General features: G+C 72.8%; 19 protein-coding genes. 8 read left to right on the plus strand and 11 right to left on the minus strand.

Translation table 11 applies throughout. The features are described from left to right. The first annotated feature begins 114 nt into the window (after positions 1-114). Complete coding sequence (locus ACU436_RS10390; protein WP_459023978.1) at positions 115-828, plus strand: M23 family metallopeptidase; 714 nt, start codon at positions 115-117, stop codon at positions 826-828. Positions 829-952: 124 nt separating this feature from the next. Here the strand turns inward: ACU436_RS10390 and pcrA are convergent, their stop codons facing one another. Further along, on the minus strand, positions 953-3,283 hold the full coding sequence (gene pcrA / locus ACU436_RS10395; protein ID WP_459023980.1) for a DNA helicase PcrA: 2,331 nt from the start codon (positions 3,281-3,283) through the stop codon (positions 953-955). Between the two features lie 282 nt (positions 3,284-3,565). Between pcrA and ACU436_RS10400 the strand changes: the two genes are divergently transcribed. The 3 genes from ACU436_RS10400 to ACU436_RS10410 all read left to right on the plus strand — a co-directional run bounded on the left by ACU436_RS10400 (position 3,566) and on the right by ACU436_RS10410 (position 5,677). Beyond that, complete coding sequence (locus ACU436_RS10400; RefSeq protein ID WP_459023982.1) at positions 3,566-3,850, plus strand: chorismate mutase; 285 nt, start codon at positions 3,566-3,568, stop codon at positions 3,848-3,850. A gap of 80 nt (positions 3,851-3,930) precedes the next feature. After that, complete coding sequence (locus ACU436_RS10405) at positions 3,931-4,251, plus strand: hypothetical protein (protein ID WP_459023983.1); 321 nt, start codon at positions 3,931-3,933, stop codon at positions 4,249-4,251. Positions 4,252-4,570: 319 nt separating this feature from the next. Then, entirely contained in the window at positions 4,571-5,677 is a 1,107-nt protein-coding gene (locus ACU436_RS10410) for a hypothetical protein (protein ID WP_459023985.1), read from the plus strand. Positions 5,678-5,707: 30 nt separating this feature from the next. On the opposite strand, the gene ACU436_RS10415 is transcribed toward ACU436_RS10410, so the two are convergent. Then, positions 5,708-6,379 carry a response regulator gene (locus ACU436_RS10415; RefSeq protein ID WP_459023987.1) on the minus strand — a complete coding sequence of 224 codons (672 nt, stop codon included), beginning with the start codon at positions 6,377-6,379 and terminating at the stop codon, positions 5,708-5,710. After that, positions 6,376-7,707: an ATP-binding protein gene (locus ACU436_RS10420; RefSeq protein ID WP_459024328.1), complete on the minus strand. Its 1,332-nt coding sequence runs from the start codon at positions 7,705-7,707 to the stop codon at positions 6,376-6,378. The genes ACU436_RS10415 and ACU436_RS10420 overlap by 4 nt, the downstream gene beginning before the upstream one ends. A gap of 110 nt (positions 7,708-7,817) precedes the next feature. Here ACU436_RS10420 and ACU436_RS10425 point away from each other — a divergent pair, with 110 nt between their 5' ends. Both ACU436_RS10425 and ACU436_RS10430 read left to right on the plus strand, forming a co-directional pair. Further along, entirely contained in the window at positions 7,818-9,041 is a 1,224-nt protein-coding gene (locus tag ACU436_RS10425; protein WP_459023989.1) for a PspC domain-containing protein, read from the plus strand. After that, entirely contained in the window at positions 9,034-9,246 is a 213-nt protein-coding gene (locus ACU436_RS10430; protein WP_459023991.1) for a hypothetical protein, read from the plus strand. Before ACU436_RS10425 ends, ACU436_RS10430 begins: the two co-directional genes overlap by 8 nt. 10 nt (positions 9,247-9,256) lie before the next feature. On the opposite strand, the gene guaA is transcribed toward ACU436_RS10430, so the two are convergent. Further along, positions 9,257-10,804 (minus strand): glutamine-hydrolyzing GMP synthase, encoded by a 1,548-nt coding sequence (gene guaA / locus ACU436_RS10435; protein ID WP_459023993.1) that lies wholly within the window; start codon positions 10,802-10,804, stop codon positions 9,257-9,259. 142 nt (positions 10,805-10,946) lie between these two features. Between guaA and ACU436_RS10440 the strand changes: the two genes are divergently transcribed. Continuing rightward, positions 10,947-11,816, plus strand: coding sequence for a hypothetical protein (locus ACU436_RS10440; RefSeq protein ID WP_459023995.1), 870 nt, complete (start codon positions 10,947-10,949; stop codon positions 11,814-11,816). 46 nt (positions 11,817-11,862) lie between these two features. Here the strand turns inward: ACU436_RS10440 and ACU436_RS10445 are convergent, their stop codons facing one another. Continuing rightward, complete coding sequence (locus ACU436_RS10445) at positions 11,863-12,987, minus strand: GuaB3 family IMP dehydrogenase-related protein (protein ID WP_459023996.1); 1,125 nt, start codon at positions 12,985-12,987, stop codon at positions 11,863-11,865. Between the two features lie 23 nt (positions 12,988-13,010). Continuing rightward, positions 13,011-14,522: an IMP dehydrogenase gene (gene guaB, locus ACU436_RS10450; RefSeq protein ID WP_459023998.1), complete on the minus strand. Its 1,512-nt coding sequence runs from the start codon at positions 14,520-14,522 to the stop codon at positions 13,011-13,013. Positions 14,523-14,714: 192 nt separating this feature from the next. Between guaB and ACU436_RS10455 the strand changes: the two genes are divergently transcribed. Then, positions 14,715-15,092, plus strand: coding sequence for a DUF5319 family protein (locus ACU436_RS10455; protein WP_459024000.1), 378 nt, complete (start codon positions 14,715-14,717; stop codon positions 15,090-15,092). A 238-nt stretch (positions 15,093-15,330) separates the two neighbouring features. On the opposite strand, the gene ACU436_RS10460 is transcribed toward ACU436_RS10455, so the two are convergent. From ACU436_RS10460 to ACU436_RS10480, 5 genes are all read right to left on the minus strand, one after another. Continuing rightward, positions 15,331-16,494: an anti-sigma-D factor RsdA gene (locus tag ACU436_RS10460; protein WP_459024002.1), complete on the minus strand. Its 1,164-nt coding sequence runs from the start codon at positions 16,492-16,494 to the stop codon at positions 15,331-15,333. After that, positions 16,495-17,067, minus strand: a complete 573-nt coding sequence (locus tag ACU436_RS10465) for a sigma-70 family RNA polymerase sigma factor (protein WP_459024003.1) — start codon at positions 17,065-17,067, stop codon at positions 16,495-16,497. 446 nt (positions 17,068-17,513) lie between these two features. Beyond that, a complete protein-coding gene (locus ACU436_RS10470; protein ID WP_075942692.1) occupies positions 17,514-18,110 on the minus strand; it encodes a response regulator transcription factor in 597 nt (198 codons plus the stop codon). A 166-nt stretch (positions 18,111-18,276) separates the two neighbouring features. Beyond that, entirely contained in the window at positions 18,277-19,224 is a 948-nt protein-coding gene (locus ACU436_RS10475; protein ID WP_459024004.1) for a hypothetical protein, read from the minus strand. Continuing rightward, positions 19,221-20,156, minus strand: coding sequence for a MerR family transcriptional regulator (locus tag ACU436_RS10480; RefSeq protein WP_459024005.1), 936 nt, complete (start codon positions 20,154-20,156; stop codon positions 19,221-19,223). The genes ACU436_RS10475 and ACU436_RS10480 overlap by 4 nt, the downstream gene beginning before the upstream one ends. Positions 20,157-20,232: the final 76 nt, after the last annotated feature.

A 20,232-nucleotide genomic window follows, 5' to 3' on the forward strand; every position in this document is an offset into this window, starting at 1 on the left:
GAGGCGGACGACCCGGGACGCACGACCCCCATCCGGGTCGTCGGCGTCCCAGGCGTGCACCGTCTCCCGGCGCCCCCTGTTGCCTCGGTCCGCGGGCGCGCCACCGTCGCCGCGGTGGCCGCCGGCGCAGTCGTGGCGGGCGGCCAGACCGTGGCGACGGTGTTCTTCGACAGCACGCACGCGGTCGCCGCGTTGCAGCCCGTCGCCCAGGTGACGAAGGAAGCACCCGCCGACGCCACGTCCGCCTCCCTCGAGGGTGCGATCGGCGGCGATCAGCTACTGCCCGACCCGCTCGCCGTCGACGCGCTCGACCCGGCCTCCCAGGTGGACGTCCAGAACCTCGCCAAGGCCGTGGACATCGGGCGGGAGCTCGCCCAGCAGGCCGCGAAGATCGAGGCGGCGCTGGCCGACGGCGCCCCCGAGGCCTTCCTCTACGGCGAGTCCGTCTACGCCATGCCCGCCGTCGGGCACCTCACGTCCCTGTTCGGCAGCCGTTGGGGCACCTCCCACCAGGGCATCGACGTGGCCGGCCCGATCGGCACCCCGATCTACGCGCTCACCGACGCCGTGGTCGAGGAGGCCGGCCCGGCCACCGGCTTCGGGCTCTGGGTGGTGCTGCGCCACACGGACGGAACGCAGAGCGTGTACGGGCACGTGAACCGGATGTTCGTCGACGAGGGCGAGCGGGTGAAGGCGGGCGAGAAGATCGCCGAGATCGGCAACCGCGGCTACTCCACCGGTCCGCACCTGCATCTGGAGATCTGGAGCGAGGACGGCACCAAGATCAACCCGATGCCCTGGCTGCGCAAGCGCGGGATCGACTACTAGACGCGCGGGTGCCGCGTGGCAGGCGCGGCTGGCCGCGCACACCGTCCGGGCACCGCACACATGGTCGGACGTGTGTGCGGTGCCGCGGCAGTGTGCGCGGTGGGGCGGCTGGGCGCCGTCCGACTCACAGCTTCTGCAGCGGAACCCCGCCGATGAGCATCAGCCGCACCGTGCCCGCACTGCCGAAGTCGATCAACACCCGCTGGGTGGACTTGTCGGACTCGATGACGGTGCCGAGGCCGTACTTGTCGTGGTTGACGCGGTCGCCCACGTCGAGGGAGATCGACGCCTTGAGCGCGGCCTTCGGGACGTTCCAGTTGCCGCGGTCGGTGGCGGTGGGCCGGCGACCGAACCCGAAGCGCCCCACCGGGGCCGAGCGCTCCGGCTCGGCACGCCGCCAGTCGACCAGGTCGTCGGGCACCTCGGCGAGGAAGCGCGACGCCGGGTTGGCGTTGGGCTGGCCGAACGACGAGCGGATCATCGCCCGGGACAGGTACAGCCGCTGCTGCGCGCGCGTGATGCCGACGTAGGCGAGCCTGCGCTCCTCGGCCAGCTCGGCCGGGTCACCCATCGCGCGCATGTGCGGGAACACCCCGTCCTCCCAGCCGCTGAGGAACACGACCGGGAACTCGAGGCCCTTCGCCGTGTGCAGGGTCATCAACGTGACCATGCCCTCGTCGTTGTCGGGGATCGAGTCGGCGTCGGCGACGAGCGCCACCCGCTCGAGGAACGCCGCGAGCGAGCCGGGCGCCGGGGCGCCGGCCTCCACGTCGGAGTCGTCCAGGTCGGCCACGGCGGCGTCGCCCGCGAACTCGCGCGCGACGGTGACGAGCTCGGCGAGGTTCTCCCGGCGCGAGCCGTCCTGCGGGTCGTCGCTCGCCTCCAGCTCGGCGGTGTAGCCGGTGCGGGCGTAGACGGCCTCGAGGATCTCCGCCGTCTCGTCCCCGCGCTCCACCAGCTCGTTCAGCTCGTCCAGCAGCCGGACGAACGACGCGATGCACCGCTGTGACCGCGTGACCAGCCCGGGGACGCGGTCGGGCCGGTCGGCCGCGATCCGCAGCGCCGCGGCGAACGAGATGCGCTCCCGGTCGGCGTAGGTGGCCGCCAGCTCCTCGGCGCGCTCGCCGATGCCGCGCTTGGGCACGTTGAGGATGCGGCGCAGGCTGACGGTGTCCTCCGGGTTGGACAGCACCCGCAGGTAGGCCAGCGCGTCGCGCACCTCCTTGCGCTCGTAGAAGCGCACCCCGCCCACGACCTTGTACGGCAGCCCGACCCGCAGGAACACGTCCTCGAACACGCGGGACTGCGAGTTGGTGCGGTAGAAGACCGCGACCTCGGAGTTGCGCACCTCACCGGAGTCGACGAGCCGGTCGATCTCCTGCGCGACGAACGCGGCCTCGTCGTGCTCGTTGTCGGCGACGTACCCGATCACCTTCGCGCCGTCGCCCTGGTCGGACCAGAGCCGCTTGTCGCGCCGGTCCGGGTTGCGCGCGATGACCGCGTTGGCCGCCGACAGGATGCGCTGCGTGGAGCGGTAGTTCTGCTCCAGCATGATCGTGCGGGCGTCCGGGAAGTCCAGCTCGAACTCGATGATGTTGCGGATGCTCGCGCCGCGGAACGCGTAGATCGACTGGTCGGAGTCGCCCACCACGCACAGCTCGCCCGGCTGCACGCCCTCGGCCGCGGGCGCGACCAGCTCGCGCACCAGCGCGTACTGGGCGTGGTTGGTGTCCTGGTACTCGTCGACGAGCACGTGCCGGAACCGCCGCCGGTAGTACTCCGCGACGGCCGGCAGCCGCTGCAGCAGCGTGACCGTCTCCATGATCAGGTCGTCGAAGTCGAACGCGTTGGCCGTGTGCAGCCGGGCCTGGTACACGCCGTAGACCTCGGCGACCTTGCGCTCGAAGTCGTTGGCGGCCCGCTCCGCGGCGTCGTCGGCTGAGCGCAGCTCGTTCTTGAGGTTGGAGATCTGGGCGGCGACCCCGCGGGCGGAGAACTTCTTCGGGTCGAGCTCCAGGTCCCGCACGACGAGCCCGACGAGCCTGCGCGTGTCGTCGGCGTCGTAGACGGAGAACGCGCTGCGCACGCCCAGGTGCTTGGCCTCGCGCCGCAGGATGCGCACGCACATCGAGTGGAACGTGGAGACCCACATCGAGTTGGCCCGCCGGCCGACGAGCGCGTCGACCCGCTCCTTCATCTCGGCGGCGGCCTTGTTGGTGAAGGTGATCGACATGATCTCGCCGGGGTGCGCCCCGCGCTCGGCGAGCAACCACGCGATGCGGTGCGTGAGCACGCGGGTCTTGCCCGAGCCCGCTCCCGCGACGATCAGGAGCGGCGACCCGGCGTGGACCACTGCCTCGCGCTGGCGCGGGTTGAGCCCCTCCAGCAGCGCAGCGCCCCGCTCGGTGCGGGGCTGGACGGGGTGGTCAGTAGGCAGTTCGAACAGCGCACTCATCGCATGGCCTCGCTGACGCTCGGCCAGCGCTTCGCGCAGGCGCTGTGCTGATGATTCGCTCGCTGACGCTCCCTCATTGTGTTCGAAAGGGTACCGCCGCGCTCCGACAGCCCCGGTGTGGCACACTGCGGACGTGCCACTGATCAGCCACCGATTTTTCTACGGGTACCGGACACCGGTGCCCGTGGCCAGCTGACCAGCCCCCACGACGCCCCGGAGTCCATCGGACCCGGGGCGTTCGCGCGTCACGGGACCGGGCCGGGCACATGCCAGGAGGAGACCGTGACCGTGACGAGTGAGAACACCCCCGCCGACACCCCCGCTGCCGACATCGACGCGCTGCGGGTCGAGATCGACCACCTCGACGCGGAGATCCTGCGGCTGGTCAAACGCCGCACCGAGGTGTCGAGGACCATCGGCAAGGCCCGGATGGCCGCCGGCGGGCCGCGGATCGTCTACAGCCGTGAGATGGCCGTGCTCGCCCGCTTCCGCGAGCTCGGGAGCGAGGGCCGCGACCTCGGGCTGCTCCTCCTGCGGCTGGGCCGGGGGCGCCTCGGCGGCGTCTAGTGCGATGGCCCTGGGAACGCGCTCCTGACCGGATACCGCGAGCGCGGGCGCGCGGGCCCCTTCCGTGGCACTCTGGTGCCATGGGTGCGGTGTTCGGGATCGTCGCAGCAGTGATCGCCCTGGTCGGCCTGGTCGTCGCGCTCGGGCACGTGGGCTACCTCGCGCTGCTGAGCAACGCGGCGAAGAAGAAGGGCCTGTCCGGCGGCACCACCACCGACTACGTCAACGGACGGTGGAAGGTGGCCGGCGGCACGGCGGGCGTCGCGCTGCTCGGCCTGCTGCTCACCGCCGGCAGCTCGGTGCCGATCGATCTCGTCGGGCTGCTGCTCGGCGGCGGTGCCGGGATCTACGCCAAGCAGGCGCTCGACTCCACCCGCTCGCGGTTCCGCGCCCTTCCCTGATCGAAAACCGGCTTCCCCCGATCTCGGGGAGATCACGACGCGATCCACCTGCCGCACGGCGTTCGCAGGTCGAGCGGCGGTGCGGACCCGACGAGCGGGTGGCCGGATCGCCGGACGGCAGCTCGATCGGTCGAACGGTCAGTAATCATCGTTGAGCGGAAATAGACCGTTCGTGTGACGTGCGACGAGCGGATGAATGACACTTGGTACCCGCCATCGGCATCCGGTAGACATTCGAGCGTCCGTTCACTCCAAGGGAGGACGTCTCGCTGTGGCTCAGATCCTGTACCGAGATGGATCAGATGCATCCGCGACGGAAGTGATCACCGTTGCCGACCTGCTGAGCCGCAATGCGCCCGCGCCCTTCAGGGAGGCCGAACCGGACGGTGAGCCGGACACGGACGGCATCTCCGTCGGCGCCCTCCTGCGTCGCGAGGGCCGCGCAGCCGACCGGCCGCGGCAGCCCCGCCCCCGCCAGCAGGCGGCACGCGCCGACGAGGGCGGCACCGACCGGCGGGTCCTGGTGCGTCGCGGCGCCATCGCCGCGGGCACGCTCCTGGCCGCCGGCTCCGTGCTCGGGGCCACGCTGCTCACCGACGTCACCCCCACCGCCAACCAGACACCGGCGCCCGGCGGCGCCGAGGACGACGGCCCGTACCCCGGTCAGGGCCTGCTCGACCCCGAGGGCCCGGTCGCCGCGCCCCCGGACAGCGTCGTGATCGACCAGGCCGCGGCACGCGACCCGCTCGACCCCGGCAGCGCCGCCCCGACCGACTGGGTCCCGGTGGCGTTCCCCGGCGCACTGGCCGGCGGCGAGACCGGCACCGACGACGCCGGCAGCACCGACGGCGGCAGCACCGACGGCGGCGGTTCCAGCGGCAGCTCCGGCGACGAGGGCCCGTCGGGATCGGCCGCTCCCTCCGACGATGATGACGACGACGAGACCACCAAGTCGTCTGCCGACAGCGGCTCGTCCTCGAGCGGCGACTCGAACCGCGACTCCGGCGACGGCGACGACTCCGGCAGTTCGTCGAGCGACAGCGACAACAGCGGTGACAGCGACGACGACGGCGACAACGATCGCGGCCTCGTCGGCGGGCTGGTCGACACGGTCGGCGGCGTCCTCGGCCTCGGCGGGGACGACGACAACAGCGACAGCAGGAAGAGCGACAGCAAGAACGACGGCGACGACGGCGACGACAAGGACTCCCGGTCCATGCGCGCCCTCTCCGCCGACGCCGAAGATGATGAAGACTCGTCCGCTCCCCAAGACGAGGATGACTCGGACTCCAGCAGCGACGCCAAGAGCGGCGACGGCGACGGCTCCGAGGACAGCGACAGCGACGACCGCGGTGACAGCGACGACGACGGCGACGGTGGCCTCGTCAGCGGGCTGCTCGGCACCGTCGGCGGCCTGATCGGCTGACGCCATCTGCTGCGTCGGGCCGGCGCCCTCCTAGACGAGGCGCCGGTCCGACGCCCAGCGCGACAGCTCGTAGCGGTTCGACAGCTGGGTCTTGCGCAGCACGCTCGAGACGTGGGTCTCCACGGTCTTGACCGAGATGAACAGCTCCCCCGCGATCTCCTTGTACGCGTAGCCCCGCGCGAGCAGGCGCAGCACGTCCCGCTCGCGGCGGGTGAGCAGGTCGAGTTCCGGGTCGCCGGGTGGGGCGGCGCCGGGCCGGTCGGAGAACACGTCCAGGACGAAGCCGGCGAGCCGCGGTGAGAACACCGGGTCTCCCGACTTCACCCGCCGCACCGCATCGGCGAGCTCCCGCCCGGAGATCGTCTTCGTGACATACCCGCGGGCGCCTGCGCGGATGACGGCGATGACGTCCTCCGCCGCGTCGGACACCGACAGCGCAAGGAACACGACGTCCGGCAGCTCGGGCCGCAGCTGGCGCAGCACCTCGGCGCCGCCGCCGTCGGGCATGTGGACGTCCAGCAGCACCACGTCGGGACGCATGTGGCGGATCGCGGCGACCGCCTCGTCGACGGAGCCTGCCTCCCCCACCACGGTGACGTCCGGGACGTGCCGGTCGAGTTCGGCACGCACCCCGGACCGGAACAGGCCGTGGTCGTCGACCAGGAAGACGCGGATGGGCGCGTCGGTCGATTCGGTGGTCATCTGTTGGATTCCTCCTGCGCCCGCACCGGGGGTGCGGGTTCGTCCTGCTCGGCGGTGTGCCCGTCGACCGGCCCGTCGAGGGTCATGCTGAGGTGCACCTCGGTGCCCTCGCCGGGCGTGCTGCGCAGCCGCACGGCGCCGCCGTGCCGCTCCATCCTGCCGTGCACCGAGTCGGCCAGGCCGTGGCGGTCACCGGGAACGGCGTCCGGGTCGAAGCCGACGCCGCGGTCGCGCACGAACACGTGCACCTCCTCCGGCTCGACCTCGACGTAGACGCTCACCTCGCCGACCTGCGCGTGCTTGGCCGCGTTGACCATCGCCTCCCGGGCGGCGAGCACGAGCGCCCGCAGCCCGTCGTCGAGGGGGCGGTCGCCGACCACGACCGGGCGGACGTCGATCGCGTAGGTGTCCTCCACCTCGGCGGCGGCGGCGGTGATCGCGTCTGCGAGCCCTTCCGAGAGCGCCGGGTCGCCGGACGCACGCCCGGAACGGCCGTAGCCCGTGGGCCCGTACAACCAGTGCCGTAGCTCCCGTTCCTGGCCCCTGGCGAGCCGCAGCACCTCGCGCGGCTGGTCGGACTGGCGCTGGATGAGCGCGAGCGTCTGCAGCACGGAGTCGTGCAGGTGGGCGGCGATCTCGGCGCGCTCGGTCTCGACGATGCGCTCGCGGCGCTCCTCACCCAGCTCGCGCATCAGCCGCACCCACCACGGGATGGTGAGCACGCCGACCCCGAGCAGCGTGGCCAGCACGGCCAGCAACCCGAACTGCACCTGTGAGAGGTCAAGGTTGCCCAAGAGGAACACCCCGATCCCGGTGGCGACGAACAGCGCGCCCGCCAGCACGCGCCACAGCGCGGCCCGGCCGCCACCCGTGACGCCGGTGACGCCCGACCGCGCGCCGGCGGTCCAACGCCTGCGCTGCGACTCGTCGGCCTCCCGCCACACGACCGCGGCGCCGACCGCGGCCACCCCGAGCGGGCCGACGATCCAACCGACCACCGTGTTGCCCAACGCCGCGGCGGCGAGGCCCGCCCCGATGCCGAGCGCGGCCAGCCCGAGGGCCTGCTGGCGCTCGGCCCGCCCGAACGGGCGCCGGACCTCCGTGGGCTCCTGCCGCACGAAGATCCACAGCAGCCCGTAGGCGATGACACCGGCACCGTTGATCGCGGCGAGCACGACGAACGCCGTGCGCACCCACAGCACGTTGACACCGAGGTGGTCGGCCACACCGCCCGCAACGCCCGCCACGAAGCGGGCGCTGCGCCTGCGGGTGAGCGACGGCGCACCGGAAGGCAACGGCGCCGGTACACCGGCCGCGGGAACTCCCATCACACACCCATGGTCACACGCGCGGGAAGGGCGGACATCGGGGAAACCTCCGGGACGGCTCGGGGCCATCCCCCATCCGCGGGGATCCGGTGGCGGGCAGTCTGAGCGTCATGAGTCGTACGGACGTCGGCGAGACACTGCGGGAGATGTGGGATACGCGCCCCGCCCGGCCACGGGACGGCCGCCAGATCGCGGGGGTCGCAGCGGGCATCGCGCGCCGCTACGACATCGACCCGGTTCTGGTGCGGGTCGGGTTCGTGGTGGCGGCGTTCTCCGGGATCGGGGCCGCGCTCTACATCGCGGGTTGGATCCTGCTGCCCGACGAGCCCGCCGATCCGGCGGCTCCGCGGCCGGACCGGCCGCGCACCTGGCTCGTCATCGGGCTCGCCATCGCCGCCGCGATCACGATGGGCAGCGTGTTCGGCGGCAACGGCCCGGACGTGATCCTGCCGCTGCTGGCGGTGGCCGGGCTGCTGTACCTGCTGCACCGCAGCCGCGGCGATCGCAACACCCAGGCGGGGGACGCGGCCACCGTCGCCGCCCCGATGGCCGCGCCCGGACCGTCCCAGGTGAAGGACGGTGCCGCCGGCAGCACCGAGCCGCCGGTGGCCCCACCCGCGTGGGACCCGCTCGGCGCCGCACCGTTCGCCTGGGACCTGCCGGAGCCGTCGCCCCCGCCGGCCGAGCCACCGCCGCGCCGGCTGCCCGTCACGCCGGTGACGCTCGGGGCCGCGCTGATCGCGGGCAGCGCCACCGCGGTGATCATGATGCTCGGGGGCATGCTGACGCTTGCGAACCTCGGTGTGCTGTGCGGCGTCGTGCTCGCGGTGCTCGGCGCCGGGCTGATCGTGGGGGCGTTCCTGCGGACCGGGCGTGGTCTCATCCCGTTCGCGCTGCTGATCAGCGCGCTCACGTGGGGTCTCGTGGCCGCCCCGGTGGACCGCTGGCAGGGCGACGGCTACGGCGAGCTCGTCGCCGCGCCCACCACCGTGGCCGCGCTGCAGCCCAGTTACGAGCGCGGCGCCGGGGAGATCGACCTCGACCTGCGCAACCTCGACCTCGCCGTGCCGCCGGACGGCAACACCAGCCCCGTGCGGACCCGGATCTCGATGGGCGCGGGCGACGTGACGGTGCGCGTGCCACCCGCCGCCGACGTCACACTCACCGCGACGGCCGGGTTCGGGGACGTCAGGTTCGACGACCGCGAGGACGACGGTCCGGACGCGCACGTACAGGTGATCGACGACCTCGGCACCGACGGCGTGCCCACCGGTCGCCCACTCGTGATCGACATCGATGCAGGACTCGCGGATGTGGAGGTGCGCCGTGGCTGAGCCGGCGAAGAAGGAAGCAGTCAGGCGCGGGCCCGACCCGCTGGCACTGGTCGTCGGGCTCCTCACGCTGGGGATGGCCACCAGCGCGTTCGTCGGCGAGGTGCCCTCGCTCGCCGGCCTCGACGCGAGGTGGCTGCTGGCGGCGGGAGCGGCCGCGATCGGGCTGCTGCTGCTCGTGGGCAGCCTGCGCGGACGCCGCCGCTAGAAGCCGAGAGCTACTCCCACTCGATGGTGCCCGGCGGCTTGCTCGTGACGTCCAGGACGACCCGGTTGACCTCGGCCACCTCGTTGGTGATGCGGGTGGAGATGCGCTCGAGCAGGTCGTACGGCAGCCGCGTCCAGTCGGCCGTCATCGCGTCCTCGCTGGAGACGGGCCGCAGCACCACGGGGTGGCCGTACGTGCGCCCGTCGCCCTGGACGCCGACGCTGCGGACCTCGGCCAGCAGCACGACCGGGCACTGCCAGATGTCGCGGTCGAGCCCGGCGTAGGTGAGCTCCTCGCGGGCGATCGCGTCGGCGGCCCGCAGCGTGGCCAGCCGGTCGGCCGTGACCTCGCCGATGATCCGGATGCCGAGGCCCGGTCCGGGGAACGGCTGGCGGTGCACGATCGTCTCCGGCAGACCGAGCTCGGCGCCCACCCGGCGCACCTCGTCCTTGAACAACGCCCGCAGCGGCTCCACCAGCTCGAACTCGAGGTCGTCCGGCAGCCCGCCGACATTGTGATGGCTCTTGATCGTGGCCGTGCCGGACCCGCCCCCGGACTCGACGACGTCGGGGTAGAGCGTGCCCTGCACGAGGAACCCGACGTGATCGCTCTCGACGACCTCCGCGGTGGCGGCCTCGAAGACCCGGATGAACTCCCGCCCGATGATCTTGCGCTTCTCCTCCGGGTCGCTGACCCCGGCGAGGGCGTCGAGGAAGCGGTCCCGGGCGTCCACCGTGTGCAGCTTCGCGCCCGTGGCGGCCACGAAGTCGCGCTCCACCTGCTCGCGCTCGCCGGAGCGCAGCAGGCCGTGGTCGACGAACACGCACGTCAGCCGATCGCCGATGGCGCGCTGCACGAGGGCCGCCGCGACGGCCGAGTCGACCCCGCCGGAAAGGCCGCAGATGGCCCGCCCCTCCCCGACCTGCGCGCGCACCGCGTCGATGGTGTCGTCGATGATCGAGGAGGTGGTCCATCCGGGCGTGATGCCCGCGACCTCGTGCAGGAACCGGCGCAGCACCTCCTGCCCGTGCGGGGAGTGCCCGACCTCGGGGTGGTACTGCACGCCCGCCAGCCGCCGCACCGGATCCTCGAACGCCGCCACCGTCGCCCGCTCGGACGAGGCCGTGACCGTGAAGCCCTCCGGGGCGCGCACCACCGAGTCGCCGTGGCTCATCCACACCGGGTGCCGCTCCGGCAGCCCGCCGTGCAGCACGCTCCCGCCGCACAAGGCGAGCTCGGTGCGGCCGTACTCGCGGGTGCCGTCCGGGGCCACCTCGCCGCCGAGCGCCTGCGCCATCACCTGGAAGCCGTAGCACAGCCCCAGCACCGGGATGCCGGTGCGGAACAGCTCGGGGTCGACCGACGGCGCCCCCGGCGCGTACACGCTCGACGGCCCGCCGGACAGGATCAGCGCCGCGGGCTTGCGCGCGACGATCTCGGCCACCGGCGTTTCCCCCGGCACGATCTCCGAGTAGACCTGCGCCTCCCGCACCCGGCGGGCGATGAGCTGGGCGTACTGCGCGCCGTAGTCGATGACGAGGACGGTGGGGGGCTGCACGGCACCAGCGTAATGGCCGGTCTCGCCGCCCTGGCAGGACAGGGCGACAGCCGAGCGTGCATCCCTTCACAGAGGATCATGAGCCCGTGCGCATTCGCCGCCGAACGGAACCGGGCGCTCATCTCCATCGTCCATGCAGGCCATGCGATCACCGACTGCCCGGCCGTTCCGCGGGTCCAGTGCACTCGCCGCCGGAACCCTGACCCGCGGCGTGTTGTACGGCCCGGACTACCTCCGGCTCTACCCCGACATCCACATCGCCGCCGGTGCGCAGCTGAGCCTCGAGACGTGGTCCCGCGCAGCTCACGAGCTCGTCGCGCCCTCCGGCGTGGTTGCCGGCTACTCCGCCGCCGAGCTGCACGGCGCGTCCTGCGCTCCTGAGGGCGCGCCCGCCGAGGTACTCCTGCTCGACGGGTACCGCAGACGAGCGGTGCGCATGCTCGTCGTGCACCTCGACAACGTCGAGAACCACGAGATTACCGAGTGGGACGGGGTCCGGCTGACCACGCCCGAGCGCACCGCCACCGATCTCGCCCGATGGGCACCAACCCTGACCGAGGCGGTTGTCGCAGTGGATGCGCTGAGCTCCACCTGCGGGTTCGACCCGGCGAAGATCATGGAACTCGTGGTGTCAGGGAGGCGCGGCGCCGCGCGCGTGCCCCGGGTGGTCGAGCTGGCGGACCGCCGGTCGCAGTCCCCGATGGAGTCCCGTATCCGCCTCGCGATCGTGCTCGCCCGCCTGCCGCCACCGGTCCCGCAGCACCCGGTGGTGCTGGCCGGTCGGGAGTTCGCACTCGACCTCGCGTACCCCGAGGTCGGGCTCGCGATCGAGTACAACGGAGCCGACCATCTGCGGCCGGACCGTGCGCTCCGCGACCTCGAGCGCGAGCAACTCCTGGTGGCGGCCGGTTGGCGCATCATCCGCTTCGACGCCGTCACCGCCATGTACTACCCACGAACCATCGCGGCTCGAGTCCGCCAGGAGCTGCGCGCCCGAGGCATCCGAACGTGATCAGAACACAGTCGTTCATCCACGAGCATGAACCAGTGCGCTCTGGCTAGCCGCGGACCGTCAGCCCCACCCGCTGGAACTCCTTCAGGTCCGAGTAGCCCGTCTTCGCCATCGCCCGGCGCAGGGCGCCGAAGAGGTTGACGGTGCCGTACGGGCTGCGGGTCGGCCCGAAGAGCAGGGTCTCCAGGTCGATCTCGCCCTGGAGGAAACCGGTGATCTCCGAGCGCGGGAGCGACGGGTGCGCCACCGCCGACGTCCAGTACAGGCCGTGGCCGGGGCTCTCGGTTGCGCCGGCGAGCTGCTCGCCCAGCATCACGGCGTCGGCGCCGCAGGCGATCGCCTTGGCCATGTCGCCCGACCCGGCCATGCCGCCGTCGGCGATCACGTGGACGTACCGGCCGCCGGTCTCGTCGAGGTAGTCGCGGCGCGCCGCGGCCGCGTCGACGATGGCCGTTGCCATCGGCACCCCGATGCCGAGGACGTCGTCGGTGGTGGTGGCCGACGACTCGCCGTACCCGACGATCACGCCGGCCGCGCCGGTGCGCATGAGGTGCATCGCGGTGCGGTAGTCACCGCAGCCGCCGGCGACCACCGGGACGTCGAGGGAGTTGATGAACTCCTTGAGGTTGAGCGGCTCCCCGCCGGACACGTGCTCGGCGGAGATGATCGTGCCCTGCACGACCAGGATCTCGACGCCGCCTGCGAGCAGGTCGGGGGTGAGCTCCCGGGCCCGCTGGGGGCTCACCCGGGCGGCGACCGTGACGCCGGCCTCCCGCACGGTCTTCAACGCCTCCGTGAGCAGGGCCGGCTGGATCGGGGCGGAGTGCAGCTCCTGCAGCAGCCGGATGGCGGCGAGGGGGTCGTCGTCGTCCGCCGCTTCGACCACCCGCTCCAGCGCGCCGTCGGCGTCGGCGTGGCGTGCCCACAGGCCCTCCGCGTTGAGCACCGCGAGCCCGCCGAGCCCACCGATCCGCGCGGCGGTGGCCGGCGAGACGATCGCATCGGTGGGATGGGTGACGAGCGGTATCCCGAACGGGTACGCGTCGAGCTGCCAGGCGGTCGAGACCTCCTGGGAGCTCCGCGTGCGGCGGGACGGCACTATCTCGACCTGGTTCAGGTCGTAGCTGCGACGGGCCTCCCGGCCCATCCCGATCTCCACGAGGTCACGCACGGGTGACCACCCTAAGCCTCCGGTCAGCGTGCCGAGTAGTTGGGCGCCTCGACCGTCATGGTGATGTCGTGCGGGTGGCTCTCCTTGAGCCCCGCGGCGGTGACCCGTACGAGCTGGGCCTCCTGGAGTTGCTCGATCGTCTGGGCGCCCGCGTAGCCCATCCCGGAGCGCAGCCCGCCGACCAGCTGGTGCACCACCTGCGCGAGCGGACCGCGGAACGGGATGCGGCCCTCGATGCCCTCCGGCACCAGCTTGTCCTCGCTGAGCACGTCGTCCTGGGCGTAGCGGTCCTTGGAGAACGACTTCGAGTCGCCGCGCGACCGCATCGCGCCGATCGATCCCATGCCGCGGTAGGTCTTGAACTGCTTACCCCCGACGAGGATCAGCTCGCCCGGCGACTCGGCCGTGCCGGCGAGCAGGCTGCCGAGCATCACGGTGGACGCACCGGCGACGATGGCCTTGGTGATGTCACCCGAGTACTGGATGCCGCCGTCGCCGATCACCGGGACGCCGGCCGCGGCGCACGCCTGCGCCGCCTCGTAGATCGCGGTGATCTGCGGCGCGCCGACGCCGGCCACCACCCGGGTGGTGCAGATCGAGCCCGGGCCGACGCCGACCTTGACCGCGTCGGCGCCCGCCTCCACGAGAGCCGCCGCACCCGCGCGGGTGGCGACGTTGCCGCCGACCACGTCGACGTTGTGCCCGACCTCCGCCTTGAGCTTGGCGACGGTCTCCAGCACCCGCCGGGAGTGACCGTGAGCGGTGTCGACGATCAGCACGTCGACCCCGGCGTCGACCAGGTTCATCGCGCGCGCGTACCCGTCGTCGCCGACGCCCACCGCTGCCGCGACCACGAGGCGCCCGTCCGGGTCCTTCGTGGCGAGCGGGTACTTCTCCGTCTTGTTGAAGTCCTTGATCGTGATGAGGCCGCGCAGGATGCCGTCACCGTCGATGATCGGCAGCTTCTCCAGCTTGTGGCGGCGGAGCAGCCCGAGCGCGGCCTCAGCGGTGACCCCGACCCGTGCCGTGATCAGCGGCGCGTGCGTCATGACCTCGTGGACCGGGCGGGAGTGGTCCATCTCGAACCGCATGTCCCGGTTGGTGATGATCCCGACCAGGCACCCGCCCGCGTCGGTGACCGGGACCCCGGAGATCCGGAACTTGGCGCACAGCGCGTCGACGTCGGCCAGGGTGTCGTCCGGGGCGCACGTGACCGGGTCGGTGACCATGCCCGCCTCGGACCGCTTCACGACCTCCGCCTGCGCCGCCTGCCCGTCGGGAGAGAGGTTGCGGTGCAGCACGCCCAGCCCTCCGGCCCGGGCCATCGCGATCGCCATCCGGGACTCGGTGACGGTGTCCATCGGCGAGGACACGATGGGCACCTTCAACCGGAGCCTGCGCGTGACCTGCGTGCTCGTGTCGGCCGCACTCGGCACGATGTCCGATTCCGCCGGGAGCAGCAGCACGTCGTCGAACGTCAGGCCCAGCATCGCGAACTTGGGGGCTAGTTCCCGGCTATCGGCCTCGGTCGTCATCGCCACCATCCCGTCTCGCCCTGCACGACCCCTCCCACCCATCGTATCGACGGGTGTCCCGCCGATCGCGGGGGTCGTCGGAGGCCCTGCGCACACCGGTCCGGGCCGTTGCCCGCGCGTGATCACCCATTGGCAGCGGCGATCGCTGTGCGGTGCGGCCGGAGCTTCTCACGTGCGAGTATCGTCAGCTCCGTGTCACGTGATGCGCTGCCACCGGACCCGTTCGCCGGAGATCCGCACGACCCCGCGCTGTCGCTCGACCGCCCGGAGACCGTCGAACAGGATTCGCTGAGCGAGGCCGAGCGCGACGAGGTCGTCGCCGATCTCGCCGATCTCGCCGTCTACCAGGCTCTCCTGGAGGCGCGCGGTGTGCGCGGCATCGTCGTCGACTGCGGCGACTGCGGCGAGCAGCACTTCCACGAGTGGAGCCTGTTGCGCTCCAGCCTTCAGCAGTTGCTCGACGAGGGCCAGATGCGCCCGCACGAGCCGGCCTTCGATCCCGACCCGACGAACTACGTCACCTGGGAGTACTGCCGCGGGTACGCCGACGCGGTGCTGTCCGACTCCTAGGAGTGTGCTGAAGGGCCCCGGCCGTAGCGAGCGGCGTCCAGGTGGCCGCATCGCATCGGGTCATGTGATGGGAGGAAGCCGATACCGGGTTGTATCTGCGACGAGGACAACGCAGCGAGGTGGCCGCCTGGGCGTCGCGCAGTAGGTCGGGGCCTTTCAGCGCGCTCCTGACGCCGCAGACCACCACGACGAAGCCCCCCGATCCGGTGGAGATCGGGGGGCTTCGTCGTGGCCGGTGTCAGTTGCCGGTGGCCGGGGCTTCCGCGCCGGACGCGCTCGGACCGCCGGTGTCGGGCGCGTCGCCCCCGCCCTCGTTGCTGGGCGGCGGTGCCGGCGTCGTGGTGGGGTCGGGCTTGCCCTCCGAGGTGGCCGGCGGGTTGTTCCCGCTCGTCGGCTTGTCCGGCTTGCCCTCCCCGTGCCCGTCACCGGGGGCCGGGGTCGGCTTGGTCGTGGGCGTCGAGCTCCCCTGATCAGGGGCGGCCGCACGCCGCGGATCAGCGGTGGGGCGGGTGGTGCCGCTGCCGGTGGGGTCGTCGGGCGTGCTGGCGACCTCGGGGCCGGGCTCGCCCTCGGGTGTGGCCGACGAGGAGTCCGGGTCCTCGGTGGTGGTGTCCGCGTCCTCGGACTCCGACGGCCGCGGCTCCCGCACGCTCTCCGGCACTTCCCGGGAGGGCTGCGTGGCGAGCGGCGACGCCGGGTTCACCTTCTGCCCCTCGGGGGTCTCGGCGGCCTTCGCCCGGAGGAAGTCCTGCGCCTCGGCGAGCTCGCTCTGCCCCTCCTGGGGACGCACGACGTCGAGGTCCTTGTTGGCCTGCGCGAGCTCCTGCGCGGCGAGCACCGGCTGACCCGAGGCGAGCGCGTCCTTGGCGTTGTCGATCCGATCCTCGACGCGCGCGGCCGCCTCCACCGACTCGGCACGCTCGCTGTAGAGCACCTTCGAGATGCCCCACAGGGCGTCGTCCGGTTGAGCGTTGTACGAGCTGACGGACACACCGCCTATCACGAGCACGAGGAACGCGGCGGCCGCGGCGACCGGCACCAGGTGCCGGGCGCGACCGGACGACGGGCGCGCGGCGAGCACCGTGGACACGGCCGTGTCGGCGTCGACGAGATCCGGGATCGGCTCGGCGTCGACGTCCGCCTTCCAGGCGGCGAGGATCGCGGCAACTCGGTCGTCGGCGTCGTAGCCCCCCAGCCCGGGTGCCGACACGGACATCCCGGCGGCGAGGGCGTTGATGAGCTCGTCGTCGGCCTGCACGGCGACCAGGTCGACCGGCTCGGCGACGTCGTCGAAGGCCACCGGCTGCGCCTCCATGTCAGGTGGCCGCGACCCGTTCGTGCCGTTCTGATCTCGGCCGTGGCCGTTGTGGCCACCGAAGGGGTGGCGCGTGTCGTCGGGCACTCAGACCACCTCCTCCTCGGGCATCGACTTCCTGAGGCGCGCGAGCGCCCTGTGCTGCGCCACCCGGACCGCTCCCGGGGTGGAGCCGACGGCATCTGCCGTCTCCTCGGCCGACAGGCCGACGACCACGCGCAGCACGAGGATCTCCCGCTGCTTGTCGGGGAGCGTGTCGAGCAGCTTGCCCATCTCGCTCGACAACTCGATCCGCAGCGCGCGCTGCTCGGGCCCGTCGGACGACTCGGCCGCGTCGGGGATGTCCGCGACCGGCTCCGACCGGTTGCGGGTGGCTGCCCGATGTGCGTCGATCACCTTGTGAGAGGCGATCCCGTACACGAACGCGAGGAACGGGCGTCCCTGCACGCGGTATCCGGGCAAGGCCGTGAGCACGGCCAAACACACCTCCTGCGCGACGTCGTCGGCGGAGACCGACGACCTGTCCACTCGGCCCAGGCGCGCCCGGCAGTAGCGCACGACCATGGGCCGGATGAGTGCGATCACGGACCCGACGGCCTGGGGATCGCCCGTCATGGCGCGGGCCACCAGTTCGTCGGGTACGTCTGTCTGCTCACTCATCGCGGACCGTGGTTCGCGCGTTACGGAACATGTTCGGCATCATCCGTTCGTGAGGCTGACCACGGAGAGTGTTCAACCGTGCCTCATTACGGACCACCGTAGCGAAGCCGCTCGGCGGACCGGGATGGGCTACTTCGTCTGCTGAGGTAGACGCACGAAGGAGGCTCTCGGTTGCCGAACCCGGACGATGACCACCCGATCGGGTGCCGGAACCGCCGCGGGAGGACGACACCGCGGGGGTGAGAACTGCCTACTCGCACACGGAGCGCGAGTGGCAGTGAAGTGCGCGGGAGGGTTCACGCCGGAGCAGGCGGAAGCGCGCATGGAACGAGCAACGAGCGATCGAGCACCACAGGGACAGGTGGAACGCGGAGCGCGAGCGGGAACGGCGCCTCACGGCGCCGCTCCCCGCGCTCGTCGCGTCCGGCAGCGGTCGGAGCCGGACGTCAGGAGACGAGACCCCTGCGGAAGCCGTGGGCGACGGCCTGGGCACGGTCACGCACGCCGAGCTTGCGGAACAGCCGCCGGGCGTGGGTCTTGACCGTGTCCTCCGACAGGTAGAGCTCGCGGCCGATCTGGCCGTTGCTCTTGCCCTGGCTCATGCCGCGCAGCACCTGGAGCTCGCGCTCGGTGAGCTGCACGCCGGGATCGGTGGGTGCACGGGGCGTCGGCACGGCCGTGCTCGCCAGCGTGTGCGCGAGGGCGGCCACCAGTTCGGGACGCGACGCGTCCCAACGCAGGTAGCCGCGCGCACCACCGGCAATCGCGGCAGCGATGCTGCCCGCGTCGTCGGGGGCGCCGAAGACGATGACGTTGGCCTGTGGGTGGGCGGCGACCAGCCGCCGCGTGGCTTCGACCCCGGTGGGCACCGCACGCTGGGTGCCGACCAGAACCACGTCCACCGGCTGACGGGAGAACCTCGCCAGCAACTCGTCCCCATGCGCAACGCAATCGATCCGGTGCACCCCCGGCACCGCGGACATCACGCGGGTCAGGCCTTCGCGGACGCTGCGACGATCGTCGCAGATGAGTACCGTCGTCACGACGATTCCTTCCTGCAGCTTCCTGCAGCCGGGTGATGTGTCACCCCCCTCATCGGCGGGTGACAAGCTCACCTTGACACGATCAGGGCCGGTTTGTGCCCTCCATTCGGGAGTGTTGCGCCAAGTGGCACTCGTCATGTGGGTGACGTAGGTCCGAACGGAGTAGTCAGGTTACCGGGAGCCGACCAGGTAGGCCCAGACCCTCCCTCATCAGGCGCCTCCCAACGGGGTCACATCGCCGCAGGATGACGCTCACCGTGGCGGTCCCGGCGTGTCGTCGGCGTGGCGCGTCGCTCGGCCGGCCGTTCACCGACCGCTGCGCCGTTCGGGCGGCAGGGTCGTTTGCTGTCGAGACTCCGTTCGGGGCCTCTTGTGTGAGGTCCGCCGCGGCGAACCGGGCGGGCCAGACGAGGGACAGCAGCCCGGCCCGTTCGGCGTGCTCGGCCGCGGCGTCGAGCTCGGCGAGCGCCAGGCCGGTGTCACCACCCGCAACCACCTCTGCGACGGCGTGCACGATCCGCGATTTGAGCACGTGCCGCACCGATCCGGCGGCCGTCGCGAGCTCGAGGGCGGCCCGGGCCGGCGCGACCGCCGCCGCCGCATCGCCGCGCAGGAGCGCCAACTCGGCGCGCACCCAGCCCAGCCGGACGGCGGGGCGCCACGCCGGGTGCCCTCGCATCGCACCGGCCGCGGCGTCCAACAGCCGCTGTGCCTGGCCCACCGCACCCGGGCCGACCGCGTCGGCGGCCAGCCCGACCAGCGCGTCGACGCGGGCGGCACGCGCGTCGGTCCCGTCGGCGTCGAGCGGGCCCCGGGGCGCCGCGGCCGCGAGCCGCAGGCCCAGCGCGTCGAGGCGGCGCGCGGTGGCATGCCCGCCGAGCTGACGGCGATGCGCAGCCAGGGTGATGGCGGCGTGGGCCACGACCGCCGGGGGCACCCCCGGCGCCCGCAACAGGTCGTCCAGGACGGCGGCGGCCGCGGCGTACCGGCCCTGGCCGCCGAGGGTCACGGCCACCAGCCACCGATCGACGGCCGGCATCCCGGGGCGCACGCGTACGGCGGCGTCCGGGTGGGCACCGAACGCCGTGGCGCGGGGGTGGGGCGCTCGCGTCACACCAGGACCGCGGCGCTGATCGTCGCGACGGCGGCGCGGAGCGACGTCAGCCGCCCGGTGCGCTGCGGGAGCGCCGCGCCGGACCACCCCGGGCCCGCCACGAACGTGCGGAAGCGGGGGCGCGTGCGGGGCATGGTGGCGAGCATCCGCGGGTCGGCGGTGTCCGGTCGCAGCGACCAGAGCACGACGGCGACCGGAGCCGTACGCCGGGCCGCCGCCGCGAGGGCGTCGACCGGCAGGTCCGCTCCGAGGTAGCGGTGGGCGACACCGTGCACCCGCAGCGCCGCGGCGAGGGCGAGGATCGGCAGCGTGTGGTGCTCCCCCGGCACGGCCGCGAGGAGCACGGGGCGCGCGTCCCGGGCATCCTCTGCCGCACCGCTCAGGAGCGCCCCGAAGACGGCGCTCACGCAGGCGGTGACGAGGTGCTCGACCTCCACACCCGTGGTGGTGTCGGCCCAGCGGGTGCCGACCGCCCCGAGGACCGGGCACACGACCTCGTCCCACGTGGCCTCGACCCCGGCGCCACGCACCGACTCGGCCAGCAGGTCGGACACCGCCACGGAGTCGAGGGCCGACGCGGCCCGTCCCAGGCCGCGGGCGCGGCCACCCGCCCCGGGCAACCCCGGCCCGCGACCCCCGCCGCGCGGCCGCCCCTCACCCACGTCCGACGGTGCCGGCACACCTTCGGGTACCGGGACCGAGATCGCGTAGCGCGCCGCGTCACCCGGGGACACCCCGCGCACGAGAGCCCGCTGCATCAGCTCGAGCCGGGCCACGTCGGCCGTCGAGTAGCGGCGGTGCCGCCCGGGCGCGTGATCGCTCGGTCCGATCCCGTAGCGGCGGTCCCAGGTGCGCAGCGTGCCGGGAGCCACCCCGAGCCGGCGGGCCGTCGCGGACACCGTGAGACCCGGCGCGTGCGCGGTGTGGGCCACCGCACCATCGTCGACGGCAGTTCGGGGGCGGGGCAACCCCGGCCCTATACGGACGAACGGCACCCTCGCGGACGAG

It is taken from the genome of Pseudonocardia wallangbongensis, from assembly GCF_054486945.1.

What these genes read in the sequence shown, in the direction of transcription:
- ACU436_RS10440 (WP_459023995.1), top strand. Translation starts at nt 10,947, where the DNA reads ATGCGATCACCGACTGCCCGGCCGTTCCGCGGGTCCAGTGCACTCGCC.
- pcrA (WP_459023980.1), bottom strand. Translation starts at nt 3,283, where the DNA reads ATGAGTGCGCTGTTCGAACTGCCTACTGACCACCCCGTCCAGCCCCGC.
- ACU436_RS10465 (WP_459024003.1), bottom strand. Translation starts at nt 17,067, where the DNA reads ATGAGTGAGCAGACAGACGTACCCGACGAACTGGTGGCCCGCGCCATG.
- ACU436_RS10405 (WP_459023983.1), top strand. Translation starts at nt 3,931, where the DNA reads ATGGGTGCGGTGTTCGGGATCGTCGCAGCAGTGATCGCCCTGGTCGGC.
- guaB (WP_459023998.1), bottom strand. Translation starts at nt 14,522, where the DNA reads ATGACGACCGAGGCCGATAGCCGGGAACTAGCCCCCAAGTTCGCGATG.
- ACU436_RS10420 (WP_459024328.1), bottom strand. Translation starts at nt 7,707, where the DNA reads ATGGGAGTTCCCGCGGCCGGTGTACCGGCGCCGTTGCCTTCCGGTGCG.
- ACU436_RS10425 (WP_459023989.1), top strand. Translation starts at nt 7,818, where the DNA reads ATGAGTCGTACGGACGTCGGCGAGACACTGCGGGAGATGTGGGATACG.
- ACU436_RS10415 (WP_459023987.1), bottom strand. Translation starts at nt 6,379, where the DNA reads ATGACCACCGAATCGACCGACGCGCCCATCCGCGTCTTCCTGGTCGAC.